The organism is Acidithiobacillus sp. 'AMD consortium' (assembly GCF_008926505.1).
Lineage (GTDB): Bacteria > Pseudomonadota > Gammaproteobacteria > Acidithiobacillales > Acidithiobacillaceae > Acidithiobacillus > Acidithiobacillus ferridurans.
The window spans coordinates 687,566-700,440 of the sequence record NZ_CP044411.1 but is presented as its reverse complement, the minus strand read 5'-3'; the positions used below and the strand labels follow the sequence as shown (position 1 = coordinate 700,440).

General features: G+C 53.5%; 17 protein-coding genes and 1 tRNA gene. 11 read left to right on the top strand and 7 right to left on the bottom strand.

Going from position 1 to position 12,875, the window contains the following annotated elements; all coding sequences use genetic code 11:
* The first annotated feature begins 50 nt into the window (after positions 1-50).
* The 8 genes from F6A13_RS03730 (at position 51) to F6A13_RS03695 (ending at position 3,276) form a co-directional block, all read left to right on the top strand.
* A tRNA-Arg gene (locus F6A13_RS03730) sits at positions 51-126 on the top strand.
* 98 nt (positions 127-224) lie between these two features.
* Positions 225-1,241: a tyrosine-type recombinase/integrase gene (locus F6A13_RS03725; protein ID WP_151528105.1), complete on the top strand. Its 1,017-nt coding sequence runs from the start codon at positions 225-227 to the stop codon at positions 1,239-1,241.
* A gap of 116 nt (positions 1,242-1,357) precedes the next feature.
* Positions 1,358-1,567 carry a DUF2158 domain-containing protein gene (locus F6A13_RS03720; RefSeq protein WP_151528104.1) on the top strand — a complete coding sequence of 70 codons (210 nt, stop codon included), beginning with the start codon at positions 1,358-1,360 and terminating at the stop codon, positions 1,565-1,567.
* A gap of 144 nt (positions 1,568-1,711) precedes the next feature.
* Positions 1,712-1,954, top strand: a complete 243-nt coding sequence (locus tag F6A13_RS03715) for a hypothetical protein (protein ID WP_151528103.1) — start codon at positions 1,712-1,714, stop codon at positions 1,952-1,954.
* Positions 1,944-2,171 (top strand): hypothetical protein, encoded by a 228-nt coding sequence (locus F6A13_RS03710; RefSeq protein ID WP_151528102.1) that lies wholly within the window; start codon positions 1,944-1,946, stop codon positions 2,169-2,171. The genes F6A13_RS03715 and F6A13_RS03710 overlap by 11 nt, the downstream gene beginning before the upstream one ends.
* A 1-nt stretch (position 2,172) precedes the next feature.
* On the top strand, positions 2,173-2,502 hold the full coding sequence (locus tag F6A13_RS03705; protein WP_151528101.1) for an integration host factor subunit alpha: 330 nt from the start codon (positions 2,173-2,175) through the stop codon (positions 2,500-2,502).
* A 23-nt stretch (positions 2,503-2,525) separates the two neighbouring features.
* Positions 2,526-2,855: a hypothetical protein gene (locus tag F6A13_RS03700; protein WP_151528100.1), complete on the top strand. Its 330-nt coding sequence runs from the start codon at positions 2,526-2,528 to the stop codon at positions 2,853-2,855.
* A gap of 202 nt (positions 2,856-3,057) precedes the next feature.
* The gene (locus tag F6A13_RS03695; RefSeq protein ID WP_151528099.1) at positions 3,058-3,276 is read left to right on the top strand and encodes a hypothetical protein; all 219 of its coding nucleotides are present in this window, start codon (positions 3,058-3,060) and stop codon (positions 3,274-3,276) included.
* A gap of 60 nt (positions 3,277-3,336) precedes the next feature.
* Here F6A13_RS03695 and F6A13_RS03690 read toward each other — a convergent pair whose 3' ends face one another.
* Genes F6A13_RS03690 through F6A13_RS03680 form a run of 3 tightly spaced genes read right to left on the bottom strand, consistent with a single transcriptional unit; the run spans position 3,337 to position 8,034 of the window.
* The gene (locus F6A13_RS03690) at positions 3,337-3,774 is read right to left on the bottom strand and encodes a hypothetical protein (RefSeq protein WP_151528098.1); all 438 of its coding nucleotides are present in this window, start codon (positions 3,772-3,774) and stop codon (positions 3,337-3,339) included.
* 7 nt (positions 3,775-3,781) lie between these two features.
* Positions 3,782-6,421 (bottom strand): DEAD/DEAH box helicase, encoded by a 2,640-nt coding sequence (locus F6A13_RS03685; RefSeq protein WP_151528097.1) that lies wholly within the window; start codon positions 6,419-6,421, stop codon positions 3,782-3,784.
* A gap of 2 nt (positions 6,422-6,423) precedes the next feature.
* Complete coding sequence (locus F6A13_RS03680; RefSeq protein ID WP_151528096.1) at positions 6,424-8,034, bottom strand: site-specific DNA-methyltransferase; 1,611 nt, start codon at positions 8,032-8,034, stop codon at positions 6,424-6,426.
* 118 nt (positions 8,035-8,152) lie between these two features.
* Between F6A13_RS03680 and mauJ the strand changes: the two genes are divergently transcribed.
* Positions 8,153-9,175 (top strand): methylamine utilization protein MauJ, encoded by a 1,023-nt coding sequence (mauJ, locus tag F6A13_RS03675; protein ID WP_151528095.1) that lies wholly within the window; start codon positions 8,153-8,155, stop codon positions 9,173-9,175.
* 24 nt (positions 9,176-9,199) lie between these two features.
* Here the strand turns inward: mauJ and F6A13_RS03670 are convergent, their stop codons facing one another.
* Both F6A13_RS03670 and F6A13_RS03665 read right to left on the bottom strand, forming a co-directional pair.
* Positions 9,200-10,189, bottom strand: a complete 990-nt coding sequence (locus tag F6A13_RS03670; RefSeq protein WP_151528094.1) for a hypothetical protein — start codon at positions 10,187-10,189, stop codon at positions 9,200-9,202.
* A 148-nt stretch (positions 10,190-10,337) separates the two neighbouring features.
* Positions 10,338-10,517 carry a hypothetical protein gene (locus tag F6A13_RS03665; protein ID WP_151528093.1) on the bottom strand — a complete coding sequence of 60 codons (180 nt, stop codon included), beginning with the start codon at positions 10,515-10,517 and terminating at the stop codon, positions 10,338-10,340.
* A gap of 217 nt (positions 10,518-10,734) precedes the next feature.
* On the opposite strand from F6A13_RS03665, the gene F6A13_RS03660 reads away from it, so the two are divergent.
* Entirely contained in the window at positions 10,735-11,169 is a 435-nt protein-coding gene (locus tag F6A13_RS03660; protein ID WP_192796485.1) for a DUF2958 domain-containing protein, read from the top strand.
* 210 nt (positions 11,170-11,379) lie between these two features.
* Here F6A13_RS03660 and F6A13_RS03655 read toward each other — a convergent pair whose 3' ends face one another.
* Together F6A13_RS03655 and parA are read right to left on the bottom strand one after the other, a co-directional pair.
* Positions 11,380-11,607, bottom strand: a complete 228-nt coding sequence (locus F6A13_RS03655) for a plasmid partition protein ParG (RefSeq protein ID WP_151528091.1) — start codon at positions 11,605-11,607, stop codon at positions 11,380-11,382.
* Positions 11,604-12,233 carry a ParA family partition ATPase gene (parA, locus tag F6A13_RS03650; protein WP_151528090.1) on the bottom strand — a complete coding sequence of 210 codons (630 nt, stop codon included), beginning with the start codon at positions 12,231-12,233 and terminating at the stop codon, positions 11,604-11,606. Before parA ends, F6A13_RS03655 begins: the two co-directional genes overlap by 4 nt.
* 152 nt (positions 12,234-12,385) lie before the next feature.
* On the opposite strand from parA, the gene F6A13_RS03645 reads away from it, so the two are divergent.
* Positions 12,386-12,640 (top strand): hypothetical protein, encoded by a 255-nt coding sequence (locus F6A13_RS03645; protein WP_151528089.1) that lies wholly within the window; start codon positions 12,386-12,388, stop codon positions 12,638-12,640.
* Positions 12,641-12,875 lie beyond the last annotated feature (235 nt).

The window sequence follows — 12,875 nt, the reverse complement described above, 5'->3', positions numbered from 1 at the left end:
CCCGAAAGGTACTCGCCGCACGGTATTGCCTTTTGCTAGAATGAGCCGCAGCCTCGGTAGCTCAGTGGATAGAGCAACCGCCTCCTAAGCGGTAGGTCGCGCGTTCGATTCGCGCTCGGGGCACCATAAAATCAGTTACTTACAAAATTCATGATCGGCTATTTGTATTTTTTGTCACAATTCTGTCACACTGCCATTGTGACAGACTGCCAAAGGAAGCAGAAATGGCGACGATCAGAAGTCGGGGTAATAAACAGTGGCAAGCCATGGTCAGACGGCATGGATGGCCTGACCAGTCGAAGACGTTCAACACCAAGGCGGAAGCCGATACCTGGGGCCGCATGGTCGAAGGCGAGATGGACCGGGGGGTCTTCGTATCGCGCGATGAATCAGAACGCATGCTCTTCGCGGAGGCCGTCGATCAGTATATAGAGCGTGAAGTCCCCCGCATGAAGTCCCAGCGCAACGCCACTAACAACCTTCTGGCGGTCGCGCGCGAGTTCGGCAAGTACTCACTCGCTGCCATTACTCCGGCGCTCTTGTCCGCGTATCGAGACAAGCGGCTTGCCGCCGGCACATCCCCGCAAACGGTGAAGCATGACCTTGGGTGGATTCAGCGGGTGTACAAGGCGGCAAGCATGGATTGGGGGATTGCCCTACCCTTGGGGATACCCACTGAGCGGGTGCGAAAACCATCGCTACCTAAAGGCAGGGATCGCCGCCTGCTACCCGGTGAAGGAGGGGCACTGCTGGGCGCTGCGGATATGCGCTTGTCCTGCCTGATCCTGCTGGCCGTGGAGACCGCTATGCGCCGGGAAGAGATGGCGGCAATGACCTGGGAGAACGTGGATCTCCGCGCCAGGTCCATCTATCTGCCGAAGACGAAGAACGGCGAGGCGCGCACGGTGCCACTCTCCCCTGCCGCTCTTGAGGCGCTTTCCACGCTTCCCCGCAACCTATCCGGATCCGTCTTTGGATGGACCGCGGACGGCATAGACAGCGCCTGGGGCCGTGCCCGGTCGGCTGCGGGTATTCCCGGCGGCTGGAGTGCGGACGCCCTGCACCTGCATGATCTCCGCCATGAAGCCACCAGCCGGTTTTTTGAGAATACCGATCTGGATATCATGGAGATCAAGGCCATTACCGGGCACAAGAGCCTGCAGATGCTGGCGCGGTATACGCATTTGCGCACTGCTCGGCTGGCGGACCGGTTGGCCGGGGCGAGACGTGGTGGCGTTTGAATTTCACGGCAGGTAGCGGCTATCAACGGGCAACAAGACGTTGCAGATGTTGAAGCGATACACTTCATATGAAGACTGACGACTTGGCAAAGCACATAAGTTAGGAGGTGTTCACGATGAAGTTCCAAGCAGGCGACCGTGTTAAGTTGAAATCTGGTAGCAAGGAAATGGCTGTCGTCCAGTATATAGGGTTGGGGACAATAGGACTTCGGGGAAATTTCCGCTCGTCCATTAACATCAAGCGCGTGAAATGCTCATGTATCGATGGCTCAAAAATGGAACAGACTGTCTTTGACGAAAGCGAGCTTGAAATTTTAGTCAAATAAAAACCTTCGGTACGTTTTTTGCGTAGGGAGACCTTACCCCAGCAGTTGCCGTGCATCACCATCACCGGCCACAAGACATTGCAGATGTTGAAACGATATACTCACTTGCGGGCGGGGGATCTGGCGAAGAGGATGGAGTAACCGATGAAGTCAGAGGATATCGTCGGGGAAGTTACCAACATCGAGACGATTGCAGAGGGTTCCCGCATTCGTGAGTTGCCTAGACTCAGACGCGTCCACGGTGACGGCCGCTGGAAAAAGAAAAAGGGGCTCGCTCACGTGCGGCTCCCTGGTGGCGAAATTATCTACGCGGAGGTTCATTGGTATGAAGCACACGGCGTCGGAAAAGTTGAATACAAGATCAAGCACCCCATCCATGACAAATGATCCGGCATTCTGGCTCTGCGTCTCCAATGTCGATTATGAAGTCTCCCTTGAACCCCGCAAGGTTTATGAGGGGATGCCAGATCCGGAAGCGCAAAAGTTGGGTATGATTCGCGTCATTGATGAATCTGGTGAGGATTACCTGTTCCCTGTGTCCCTCTTCCTCCCCATAGCACTTCCTCATGATGTCGCTGTTGCCGTTCATCGTCTGGCCGTCTGATATGACCGTCACGAAACAGGATTTGACCCGGCATCTATTGGACACCGTGGGCCTGACCGCCAAAGATTGCGCGGCGGTAGCCAATGCGGTATTCGACACCCTCCGCGCAACTCTGGCCGCCGGGGAAAACGTGAAGCTGTCCGGCTTCGGGAACTTCACCCTGCACGAGAAGCGGGCGCGGCCCGGGCGGAACCCGAAGACCAAGGAACCAGTCGAGATCAGTGCGCGCCGGGTGGTGACGTTTCAGGCGAGCCAACTGGTAAAGGAAAGGTGTGAAGAGGCGCGGATATTGCCACCTTTCGGCAAGGCTCGGGCATTGGCTGGGGATTGATGCCGGTCGGATGCTGCTTACCCATGATTGAATCAACAACGGCCATGCAGGCCACTATTGAGGGTCTGCTTACCACTGAGCCGATAACCGCCCAAGAGATCGCCGACAAGTCCGGTGCGGCCGTCGCCCTGGTGCGTCTGGCTATCACCACACTGGAGCACAAGGGCAAGGTGGTCAGCGTAGGTCACCGGCCCGTACGCTATTGCGCTCCGGCGAAGCCCGCCAAAGCTCCGGAACGCGGTGACTATCAGGTACAGTCATCCACGCGCTATTTTCGGCCCGGGAGCTACACCCCGCCCAGCGACGAGACCTTTACGCTGCCTGGGATGGATGATACCGTGGAGGGCCAATGAAAGCTGTGATCGTATACCGGGCGCAAGGGAGGGTTAATCTTGCTGACAGGCTGGCCGGGGTGAGGCATGGTACGTGATACTGCTTGATCCCTATGCAGGTAGCTACCATTACTGGACACAAAACACCGTAGATGCTAAAAAACTCTCATCTGAGAGCCAAAGGTTTGACAAAGCTGCTTGGTTGACCTAGAGGAGACGTAAGATGATGGGCGATTTTCACAAAGAAAAAGAATATTCCGCGATATACAGTGCAATAAGTCTGGTCCTAGAAAGCAGAAAACAGATTTTTCAACAGATAAACAACATGAAACAAGCAGAAGTACCAATTGACGATATACTCCGAGAAATTGATGCGTTACCCGCCACAGGAGAGGCGCAAAGCTTTGAGATTATGGGTATAATAAAAAAACATTGCTCCTGAGAATGTTTCAGATTTTTGCCGGTTTATTATTGCCATAGAACAGAATGAACGACGAAAAATCTACAACCCATTCCCAGAGAAGAACAATTCCCATTTCTCTAAAACACGCTCGGCAAGCCGCTTTACGTCAACCTCACGACCATCTATGTATGCAACCCACTTTCGGCCGCCATTAACTGGCAGTGTGTTTATAGGCGCTCCATTTACGCAACCGTGCAATATGCGAGTCTTCGGGTCTATGCGATTATTTCTGGTTAGTTTTAGATGCTTTCCTTGATCACAAAGGTCACGACAGCTTTTTATGTCCGGCTCTTCCATGAATGTATTTAACACAGTAACGGCAACGGCTTCTGACGTTCTTATATAATCTTGAATATGATACGCGGTAACAAAAAAATTAAACAGATTGTCAATATTGAACTGCGTGGATAACCGTTGATGTTCTCTCCGCGCCTTTTCAAGCATGTCCCGTGGTGATTTCAATTCAAAAAGTGGCATGAATACCCTACAGCCTCCCAATCTTCCCCATAGCCGCATCCAACCGCTCCGCACCCTCTATGGGGTTATTCTCGAACACCATCATGTACCGGTAGTTGTCGCCTGCCTTGGCTTCCCATTTCTTGCCGAGTAGCAGCTTCTTCTCGGAGTCGGAGTTGTCCCGGTCATCGCCTTTGGTCTCCACCACAATGATCTTGCCCCGCTCGGTCCTCAGAATGAAGTCTGGATAGTGATTGAGGAACCCGTTGATACGGAACCCCCTGCCTTTGGAAAGGTTCCGGTGCCACCACACTACGGAATCCATACCGGCCAGTTCGCTAATCACGCGGGCCTCGAAGTTTCCAATCTTGCCCTCTCGACGATAGAGACTCTTGGGAATGTCTGGGGCATTTGCCGACGGGGTGATGGTCTCCAGCAAACGGAAATTCTCCATAATGCTGATTTGCCCAACGTCCAGCGCGTCGATAAATGCTTGCTGAGCGTGCCTGTCCGCCAGGTCGGATATCTTCTTCTTGATCTTGGCTGCATAGGCATAGTCCCGCTCCATGCAGTCCTGCAGTTGCTCGGGCAACATATCGCTGACGATGCGGTGGATATAGGCTTTGACCTCGCTGTCGGCAATGGGGTACATGTTACCGATCAGCGCCATCATGCGTTCTGCAACGTTTTTTACCTGGCTTCCGTGGGTTCCAGTGAGCATCAGTCTGTTCAGTTCTTGCCGATCCTTGACGTTCACCTTGAACGGCTTAGGGGCATAGTCGCCCTCCCCTACTTTTTCCAGATCCACCTTGTACACCTGGGCGTCCACGTTATCGAAATTGACGCTGGAGTCGGCATGCGAAAGCCGGAAGTCGGTCAGAAGTTGGTCGCGCTCCAATAGCTGATATTTCCCGTCTTCGTCGAACCATCCCCCGGTTTTCACCTCTATGAAGAACTGGGGCAAGCTGAGCGATAGGGCGTCGTCCCTGAACACGTCTTTCATTTTCTGTATGTTGGTCTTGTCGGCCAGTTCGGCAGGGATACTGCTATCCGTGACCGACTTGGCCTGCTCCTCGAATGACTGGTTTTCCTCGATAGCCCTTGCCTTGATCTCGCTGATAAACGCGGACTCGGGGTCGGTGGGCGCCGGTGAGTCGTCGCGGTCTTGCACCCAGGCAACGGGCACGTTGTTCAGGTCTGCAAATTCATCCACCTCTGGCGCCGTGGGGGAATGGGTCAGTTCCAGAGGCGATTGATCCCCCGGGTTGCCCGTGTTCTCACCTGTACTGCCTTGGGCCATCTCCAGCGCGCGATAGTCCTTGTCGGAAAATCCAGCCCTCTGTAGGGCGTTCACCACAGTCTGCAAGGTCTCCTTAAATTTGCTGCTGGCCGTGAACACATAGGACAGATTCAATAGATCATGGCCGTGCTTCTGCACGTAGGGCATGCGCAGCACCCGCCCCACAATCTGCTCCACGTCCACGGCAGAAGACTTGTCGGCCAGTGACGCCAGGATATAGGCAAAGGGGCAATCCCAGCCTTCCTTCAGGGCATTAACGGTGATGATGTAGCGCACAGGGCAGGATCGACTCAGAAGGTCTTCCCCCTTGATCTCGTCCCGGTCGGCGGTCTTGATCCGAATCTGTTCTGGCGGTATTCCCAGCGCCACCAGCTTCTCTTTGACCTTATCGAAGGTGGTGTTGTCATCATGGGTCCTGGGTTGCGCCTGGAAGAGCACTATGGGGCGGATATAGCGGCCGCCCTTGCTGGCTTCTTCCTTGATGGCGATGGTTTCCAACTGCTTTCTCATGACCAGGGCGCTCTCAATGACCTCTGCGCGGCTGTTCTGGTTGGCTACAATGACCGGTAATTTAACCATGTGGTGGCGTTTCAGGGCCATGGCGTCAACATAGCTGATAATGTTGCTGTTGTTCCTGGGGGTTGCTGTCAGGTCCAGGATAAAGTCCGGGTTCAGATTGACGAGCATTTCCACAGAAAGGGTGCTTTCCGCGTTGTGGCTTTCGTCCACGATAACTACGGGTTTCAGGGTCCGGATTACGTTGATCAGTGCGGACGGGTCGCGGTCTGGGAGCAAATCTCCTGCATCCACCCTTTGCGCGTTCATGAATGGAGCCAGGTAGCCGTTCTCCTGATAAATCTTGCGGTCTTCCTTGTTCCTTGCCCGGAGACTGTCGAAGCTCATCACCACGATGGATACCTGGTCGGCGACAGTATCCGGGGAGAATCCCGCACCCATTAGCAGGTCTTTCTTCTCGTAGATCGCCACCCGTCCCTTGAACAGTTGGGACAGGCGCTTATGGTAGGGGTGATCGGGGTTGCTGAGGTTTCTGGCAGTCTGTTCCAGTATGGTGAGGGAGGGTACCAGCCAGACGACGAATTTGGGACGCTGCGGGTTGATTGCGGATAAGGCCTCAAAGATTGGCTGCAGGGCGTTGACCGCGATATAGGTCTTGCCGCCGGCCGTGGGTACCTTGGCGCACACATGCGGCACGCCCGGGATGGTGTTTTTGTAGGCAGGCATGCCGGTGACCCCGCGCTCCGCCCAATAGTCCCGGAATGCGTTCTCCAGGTGCGGCGTATCGGCGAGGGTTGCCAGGTATTGGCGCAAATCCTGGATGACCTGACTCTGATAAGTTTTAAGTTCCATGGTCAAAACCTGCTGATATCGCGTGGGATCTTCTTGAAGATCAGGCCATTCCGGGTCATGAAATCACTGGATAGCAGGCAGCGGTCCGCGTAGATGATCGTCGTTCCCGGCTTGTCGCCTATCTGGATACTGGACAGGAAATCCATGTCCAGGGCCGTCGGTCGGTCTGGCTCATAATAGAAGAACCATGCCGTGTCGGTATTGCGGCCCAACAGATAGGGAGATACCGGGTTGTCTTGTGATACCTGGTCCTCTGGCCGGATACCTTCGGTGTAGGCCACGTAACCGCGTATGGCCTCTACACCTACGGCTTCATTAAGCAGGTCGTCCGCCGTGAATAGAGGGTCGCCAATGGTGTAGTAGTCGAAACCCCCGCCCAGTCCTTCCACGGGCTTGCTTTCGGATCCATAGCCGTTCATCACGCGGCGCACCCGCTCGGCGGTTATGGTCTCGGCATAGTCCATGGTTTCCACGAGGATGAAGCGGCGGGTGCCGCCGTCCTGGGCGTTGAGTTTGAGGACGGCATGGGCGGTGGTGCCGGATCCGGCGAAGGAGTCTAGGACGATGGAATCCTTGTCGGTGGCTATTTGTAGGGCGCGCTGGATTAGCCGCGATGGTTTTGGTGTTGTGTCAAATTTATTTGTGTCCCCAAGAATTGCCATTAACTCTTTGGTCGCCTCATCAGTGTTTCCGACCTCTTCGTGGGGCCACCAAGTCCATGGAACCACCCCCTCCACCTCAGACAGGTAACGAATCACATTTGGTTGGGAATCGCCATTCTTGCCGAAGTAGATTCGCCCTTCCGCACGAAAGCGCTCAAAGGTTGCTTGAGACAGCCCCCAACAACGCCCTGCTGACGGCGTGAATTTTTTTCCTGATGGTGCAGTTATTTCATAGAATTGGTCAGGCGTTGCATGGCCTGCTTGTGCCGTCATCGGAATTGGCCGCCACCTACCTTTGGGGTCATTATTTGGATTGCGATATACTTTTGCCTGTTTCTCATCAATCGGTATCTTGTTACGGCTAGCCTTGAACAAAATGGGGGTTACCGCGTATATGAGAAGATACTCGTGTGCATCACCTATTGCCTCGCGATTTTCTCGAGAATAACGTTTTTGCCACACGTTACATGCGATGAACTTGCCAGCCCCAAAAATCTCATCCATTAACAATCGTAAGGTCGATATCTCATTATCATCAATGGAAACAAAGATGGCCCCATCCTTCGCCAGCAACCGATGCAACAGTTTCAACCGCGGATACATCATGCACAGCCACTTGTCGTGCCGGGAAAGGTCCTCGCCCTCTTTGCCGACCACTTCCCCAAGCCACTTCTGCATTTTGGGGTCGTTCACCGCGTCGTTATAGATCCAGCCCTCGTTACCGGTGTTGTAGGGCGGATCAATGTAGATGCACTTCACCTTGCCCTCGAACTCGGGTAACAGGCTTTTCAGCGCCTCCAGGTTGTCACCGTGGATAATGCGGTTATCCATGCTGTTGGTAGGGGTACCAGGGGCGGCCTCAAAGGTGTACTGCCTGTTGAGGACCCTGAACGGCACCTCGTGATGGTGATTGACGACCTTGTCCTTTCCTACCCAGGTGAGTATTGGCATGTGGTGCGGGCTTTCCTTTGCTGTCCGGCTTCTGCTGGGTAGGATAGCACTGCATCGGGCTTCGTGGCAGCATGTTATTAGCTCCGCACCCGTTCCCACCAAACCAGGAGAAAACAGAATGAGCCGCAAGAAGACTACATTAAAGACAAGAGGGGGCGCTAGAATGACTACTAGGCTTTCCGCAGATAAATTTGCGCCGCCCGGAATTTCCGGGGATCTTTTTTTTGTACCTCAATTCGGCAACATCCCCGCCGCAGAACCTGTTCAGAATGATTCTTTAATTCTTTCCGACAATACGGAGAGAGGTTTTGTTGTGGTCTGTACCTTTTCGACAGATACCGGATTTGGCCGTGAAATTAGTGCCGTGGTTGACCCTCAGAATGGATCCTCATTCTTCAAAGCGCCTGCTGGTGCATCAAGATTCGAGTTTCATACCCCTAAAGGACTTTTTGCCTTATCAATGAACTCCGGCGGGGAATTCTCAGGAGCGAAATTTTCTTGTAAAGCACGGTCGCATCAAGAGGCGAGGCGCATCTTTCTTGAAGGGTTAGTGCCAACGCTCGATCATCTTGCTTACATTGCAAAAACCCCCTTCATTATTTCTAAAACATTGGTGACTGATGAAAAGCACAAGGCCTTTTCATTTGGCTACACAACACCTTATATCGCTGTCGTAGTGAATCCAGGTAATGCGTCCATTCACGTCGAAATGATGCCAATATATGCGCTCTATAGAGAAGCAAAAAATGCCTTGAGCCCTTTTTACAGCTTCCTTTGTTATTACAAGGTACTTGAGGGTATCTACGGGCATTTACGCGCAGACGTATTCACAAAAGCAGCAAGCGCCGGGAAACAGCTATCTACCATGAAAGAACGAATCCCTAATGATGAAGAGCTAAATAAGAACCACCATGAACTCATTGGTCGCCCCATTAAGGATTTTTTTGATAAGGAACTGACTGTGGATTTCAGGAAGGCCGTAGCCCATTATTTTCTGGATAATGACACATTAATGAATGTGAGCGACCCAACAACAGTGGAAAAGTTTCTAAATATACTATGGCCCATAGAGCTTTGTTGCCGGACCGTAATCGCACAGCAGGAACAATATTACGACCAGCTTGCATCGACTGTTATATGAGGGGTAGCAAGTAAGGATTGAAGATCAGGCCCACCCGATAACATCCAGAAGGTCACGGGGAGTCTCACTTAGTAGCCACGAGTTCCGGTCGTTTTCAAGTTCCTTCCACTTTGCACGTGCCTGCTTAAGCGCCCCAGGGTCTACCATTTTCTCCAGACGCGCAAACCGGCTGTATTGGGCAACAGGGACGATGCCGAATAGGACCGGCCCCTGGAGAATCGCGCCAGATATTAAATGAATCACTTGAACAATGCTCCGTTGTGCAACTTCCACCTTATCGAATGTGATTTGCAGATCTTGCCAGCCTTGAGCCGTCGCATCGCCGGGATGTGCGATAAATTGGTGGCTCCACTTGATAATATCATCAATGCCACTCCCTTTGATGTGCTTCTCAAGCAGAGCAAACAGAGCGTTGGGGATTCGATCAAAGCGCTTACGGGTGTCGGATGTGGTCATGGAAAGCCGGTCAAATTGCTGGTGGGCGGCTTCAGAGCGGACAGATTGGCCATATGGACCATCCAACGACACAAAAGCCGACCCCGGGATCGCTCTTGAGGGGAAATTCGGCAGCGACGGACTTGCAGAGGCGATAGAGATATCGTACGGAAGCCCACAACCTGCAACATATATCTCCCTCGTGAATACATCGGAGTGACCCTTCATATCCGACAGTAGGCGGTGCAATGAAATTACGTTATTTCCTTTTGACATCAGGCGGCGAAGGCCGAGAACCTGAGCATCGCGGTGACCGTTAACGATCATTCGCTTAATCATGGGATTATGCAATGGACTTTCCGGATCGTTCTCAGCCGCGCAGGCGATTGTCCTGCCCATCAAGTCCTCGTCGACCAATGCCACGATTTGCGACCAGATCGGATGGTATGGATCAGCCTGTAGCCACCCTAGCCATCTTGTCCGCTTCTCTCGATATGTCTGCAGCATGGCCTTGTCATGAATGTCGCACTGGGCGACCGGGCACTCACATTGCCCAGCCATGATGCTTCGCTGTTTCATCGTGTTTCACCTTGCATCCTAAAAAACTCGTAGAGAGTGCCAATTCATGGAGGCGCTTAGTTATAAAATGTAATTAGATTAAATAACTTGTATCAGATGTGTGTCCGTCTGTCACTTCAAAGGGCATTGCGGTGCGTGCGGCGCTTCGCTAAATCTCCTGATCGTCGGCCAGGCCCACCCGTGGGCAATCCTTTAATAGTTCGCGCACACGTTCAGCTTGCTCCTGTGTCACCCAGACTGACAACTTGAACAACCCGTCTGCCCGTCTCTTGTCAGCCAACCGCTGTTGCGCTTCGCGCAGTTGCGCCTTGCGTGCTTCGTGTTCCATGTCCTCACCCTTTTCATAGCCATCGTTTCATTCTACTGTTTAGCTCTAATCTTTTCAAATGGGCTAGTATGAGAATAATTTTCTCTATATCGCCCTATTTTCGGCTTTTCCACTGAAAAGCTTTCATGGTTAAAATGCTTGCATGATTAGCTCTAATCATTTATTATACAAGACATGGAAGGGCGGCAAGGGTGCCAGCCCATACAGGAGACGAAAGATGAGCGCAGTCAGCATGATGGACGCAGCAAAGGCCATGGGCAAGATCAACAAGTTCTCAGGCGCGCGCCAACTCAAGGTTATGGGCGATGGCTGCCGTGGCTCGGAAGCTGCTTACTTCAAGGAGAAGATCGTTGAAATGGCCGGAATCATCGAGACCATGCCGGTCAGCTATCAGACCGACGATCAGGGCATGGAAGCCGTGGTGCGTTTGCACTACTTCCTGAATGGTTGGGACTGGTACATCACCGAGAAAGACATAGATACGGACGGCCAGGGGCAGATTCAGGCCTTCGGGTTCGCCGATTCCGGGGAAGGCTTCGGGCCAGAGTTGGGCTACATCAGCATTAAAGAAATCACCCGCTGCGGCGCTGAACTGGATATGCACTGGACACCCTGCACGCTTCGTCAGATCAAGGAAAAGGCCGCGGCATAACCCCACTGGGCGGCCACCATACCGCCCTGTCGCTGACTTGCCAGCCACTGCCCCATCCAAACCCCTCTCTCTTGGTGAATAAAACAGCTTTGCCTGCGCGATGTGTCATGAGCTGGACGGCTACAAGGCCGCCCGCGTAGGGTAGCCCGTAGGGGTGCGTGGGGTATCCGGCGAAGCATAATAAGCGTTGTTGCGGATTCGTCGTATTTTTTACTGATTTCCGTATTTCTGTATCAGCAACTCGCGCACCTCGTCGGCAATCTTGGTGCCGCGCATAGCGCATTGCGTCTTGATTCTTCGGTGCAAATCTTCGGAAATATCGATGGTCAACCGCTTCATCTTCCGCTCGTCGCCGGTGGTACGGCTCTCCACCCAAGTATCTGCCTCTGGTGCCGTCTTGTTGGTCGGCCGGGCGCCAATCGTCACTTTCTTGGTCATTGCATGATCTCCATTAATTCTGCCTTAACCGCCTCGATCTCGGCGGCCGCCGGTCCATCCGCGTCAATCTCATGAACCGCCTTACCCTGGGCCGCCGCCTCAGCGAATATCACACGTTGGGTGATACGGTTCACCAAGGCAGGTACTGGGTAGGAAGCCAGGGCTTCGTCCACGTCCCGCGCAATCGCCGTATTTGCGATTTTACGATTAACCACAAATACAGATTTCAGGCTTTCTTTATAGACTCGTGCCTCGTCTATCAGCTTCACCACCTCGCCGGCCGCCCAAATATCGTAGGGGCTGGGTTGCACCGGAATCAGAACCACGTCAGACGCCATAATCGCGGATCTGGCCAGGTCGGTAACTCGGGGTGGACCGTCGACAATAATGTGATCGTACCCCTGCCCGATGGTGCCAATCTCCTTGTGGACCGTTGCTCTGGGCAGTCCAACAACGGCAAAGAGTGGCTCGCCTTCACGCGCTGCAGCCCAATCCAGGGCACTCCCCTGCGGGTCCGCGTCGATCAGCAGGACGCGGGCCCCTGCCCGGGCCAGGCTGGCGGCAAGGTTGACGGCGATAGTGGTCTTACCAACTCCACCCTTCTGATTCAACAGTCCGATAATCATGAGCTTGGTCCTCTTCTGTGTTTGCGCTTTTCTGTGTTTCTGTATTTGTAGTTTTACAGATCGTCGTAAAACATGCAATCGCCATGAGCGGTTTCGCCTCCCCCTGAAGAGGGATACTAACCCTAACCAACCTTTCGAAGGAGTAACACCCCATGCAGATTGACACAAAAACACGTGAAGCCATTGAAGACATTATCAATCGACGGGAAGGCATGGCCTCCATGCAGAGCCAGATCAAGGAGGATATCAAGGCGGTCGGGGAGGTCCTGGGGGTGAAGACTGCTCAGATTGGCAAAATTATCGCCTTGGTCGAAAAGGAGCGAGCCAAAGGCGACGCCATTGCTGGGGAGAGGGATATCATTGAGGCGGCGGCTGATTTGGCCGGTACGAGTGAGGGCGAGGAGTAACGCCATGCGGCGCCCTCTTCTCTCCGTTTTCCTTATGGCCGCCCTTCTGGGCGGCTGTGCCACCAACTGGGTCAGGCATGGTACACCCAAGGTTGCCATGGAACGGGATCTGGCCCATTGCGACCAGAAAGCCTATGTCCTCTATCCTCCGCACATCGTCACTGTTCAGGTTTCACCTGGATATATGCAGCCCGCAACCCAGCAATGCCAGTCATACGGGAGGTACGGTCAGGGC

Coding starts and splice junctions, on each gene's coding strand:
- F6A13_RS03720 (WP_151528104.1), top strand. CDS start 1,358: ATGAAGTTCCAAGCAGGCGACCGTGTTAAGTTGAAATCTGGTAGCAAG.
- F6A13_RS03725 (WP_151528105.1), top strand. CDS start 225: ATGGCGACGATCAGAAGTCGGGGTAATAAACAGTGGCAAGCCATGGTC.
- mauJ (WP_151528095.1), top strand. CDS start 8,153: ATGAGCCGCAAGAAGACTACATTAAAGACAAGAGGGGGCGCTAGAATG.
- F6A13_RS03690 (WP_151528098.1), bottom strand. CDS start 3,774: ATGCCACTTTTTGAATTGAAATCACCACGGGACATGCTTGAAAAGGCG.
- F6A13_RS03665 (WP_151528093.1), bottom strand. CDS start 10,517: ATGGAACACGAAGCACGCAAGGCGCAACTGCGCGAAGCGCAACAGCGG.
- F6A13_RS03660 (WP_192796485.1), top strand. CDS start 10,735: ATGAGCGCAGTCAGCATGATGGACGCAGCAAAGGCCATGGGCAAGATC.
- F6A13_RS03705 (WP_151528101.1), top strand. CDS start 2,173: ATGACCGTCACGAAACAGGATTTGACCCGGCATCTATTGGACACCGTG.
- F6A13_RS03715 (WP_151528103.1), top strand. CDS start 1,712: ATGAAGTCAGAGGATATCGTCGGGGAAGTTACCAACATCGAGACGATT.
- F6A13_RS03700 (WP_151528100.1), top strand. CDS start 2,526: ATGATTGAATCAACAACGGCCATGCAGGCCACTATTGAGGGTCTGCTT.
- F6A13_RS03645 (WP_151528089.1), top strand. CDS start 12,386: ATGCAGATTGACACAAAAACACGTGAAGCCATTGAAGACATTATCAAT.
- F6A13_RS03685 (WP_151528097.1), bottom strand. CDS start 6,421: ATGGAACTTAAAACTTATCAGAGTCAGGTCATCCAGGATTTGCGCCAA.
- parA (WP_151528090.1), bottom strand. CDS start 12,233: ATGATTATCGGACTGTTGAATCAGAAGGGTGGAGTTGGTAAGACCACT.
- F6A13_RS03655 (WP_151528091.1), bottom strand. CDS start 11,607: ATGACCAAGAAAGTGACGATTGGCGCCCGGCCGACCAACAAGACGGCA.
- F6A13_RS03710 (WP_151528102.1), top strand. CDS start 1,944: ATGACAAATGATCCGGCATTCTGGCTCTGCGTCTCCAATGTCGATTAT.
- F6A13_RS03695 (WP_151528099.1), top strand. CDS start 3,058: ATGATGGGCGATTTTCACAAAGAAAAAGAATATTCCGCGATATACAGT.
- F6A13_RS03680 (WP_151528096.1), bottom strand. CDS start 8,034: ATGCCAATACTCACCTGGGTAGGAAAGGACAAGGTCGTCAATCACCAT.
- F6A13_RS03670 (WP_151528094.1), bottom strand. CDS start 10,189: ATGAAACAGCGAAGCATCATGGCTGGGCAATGTGAGTGCCCGGTCGCC.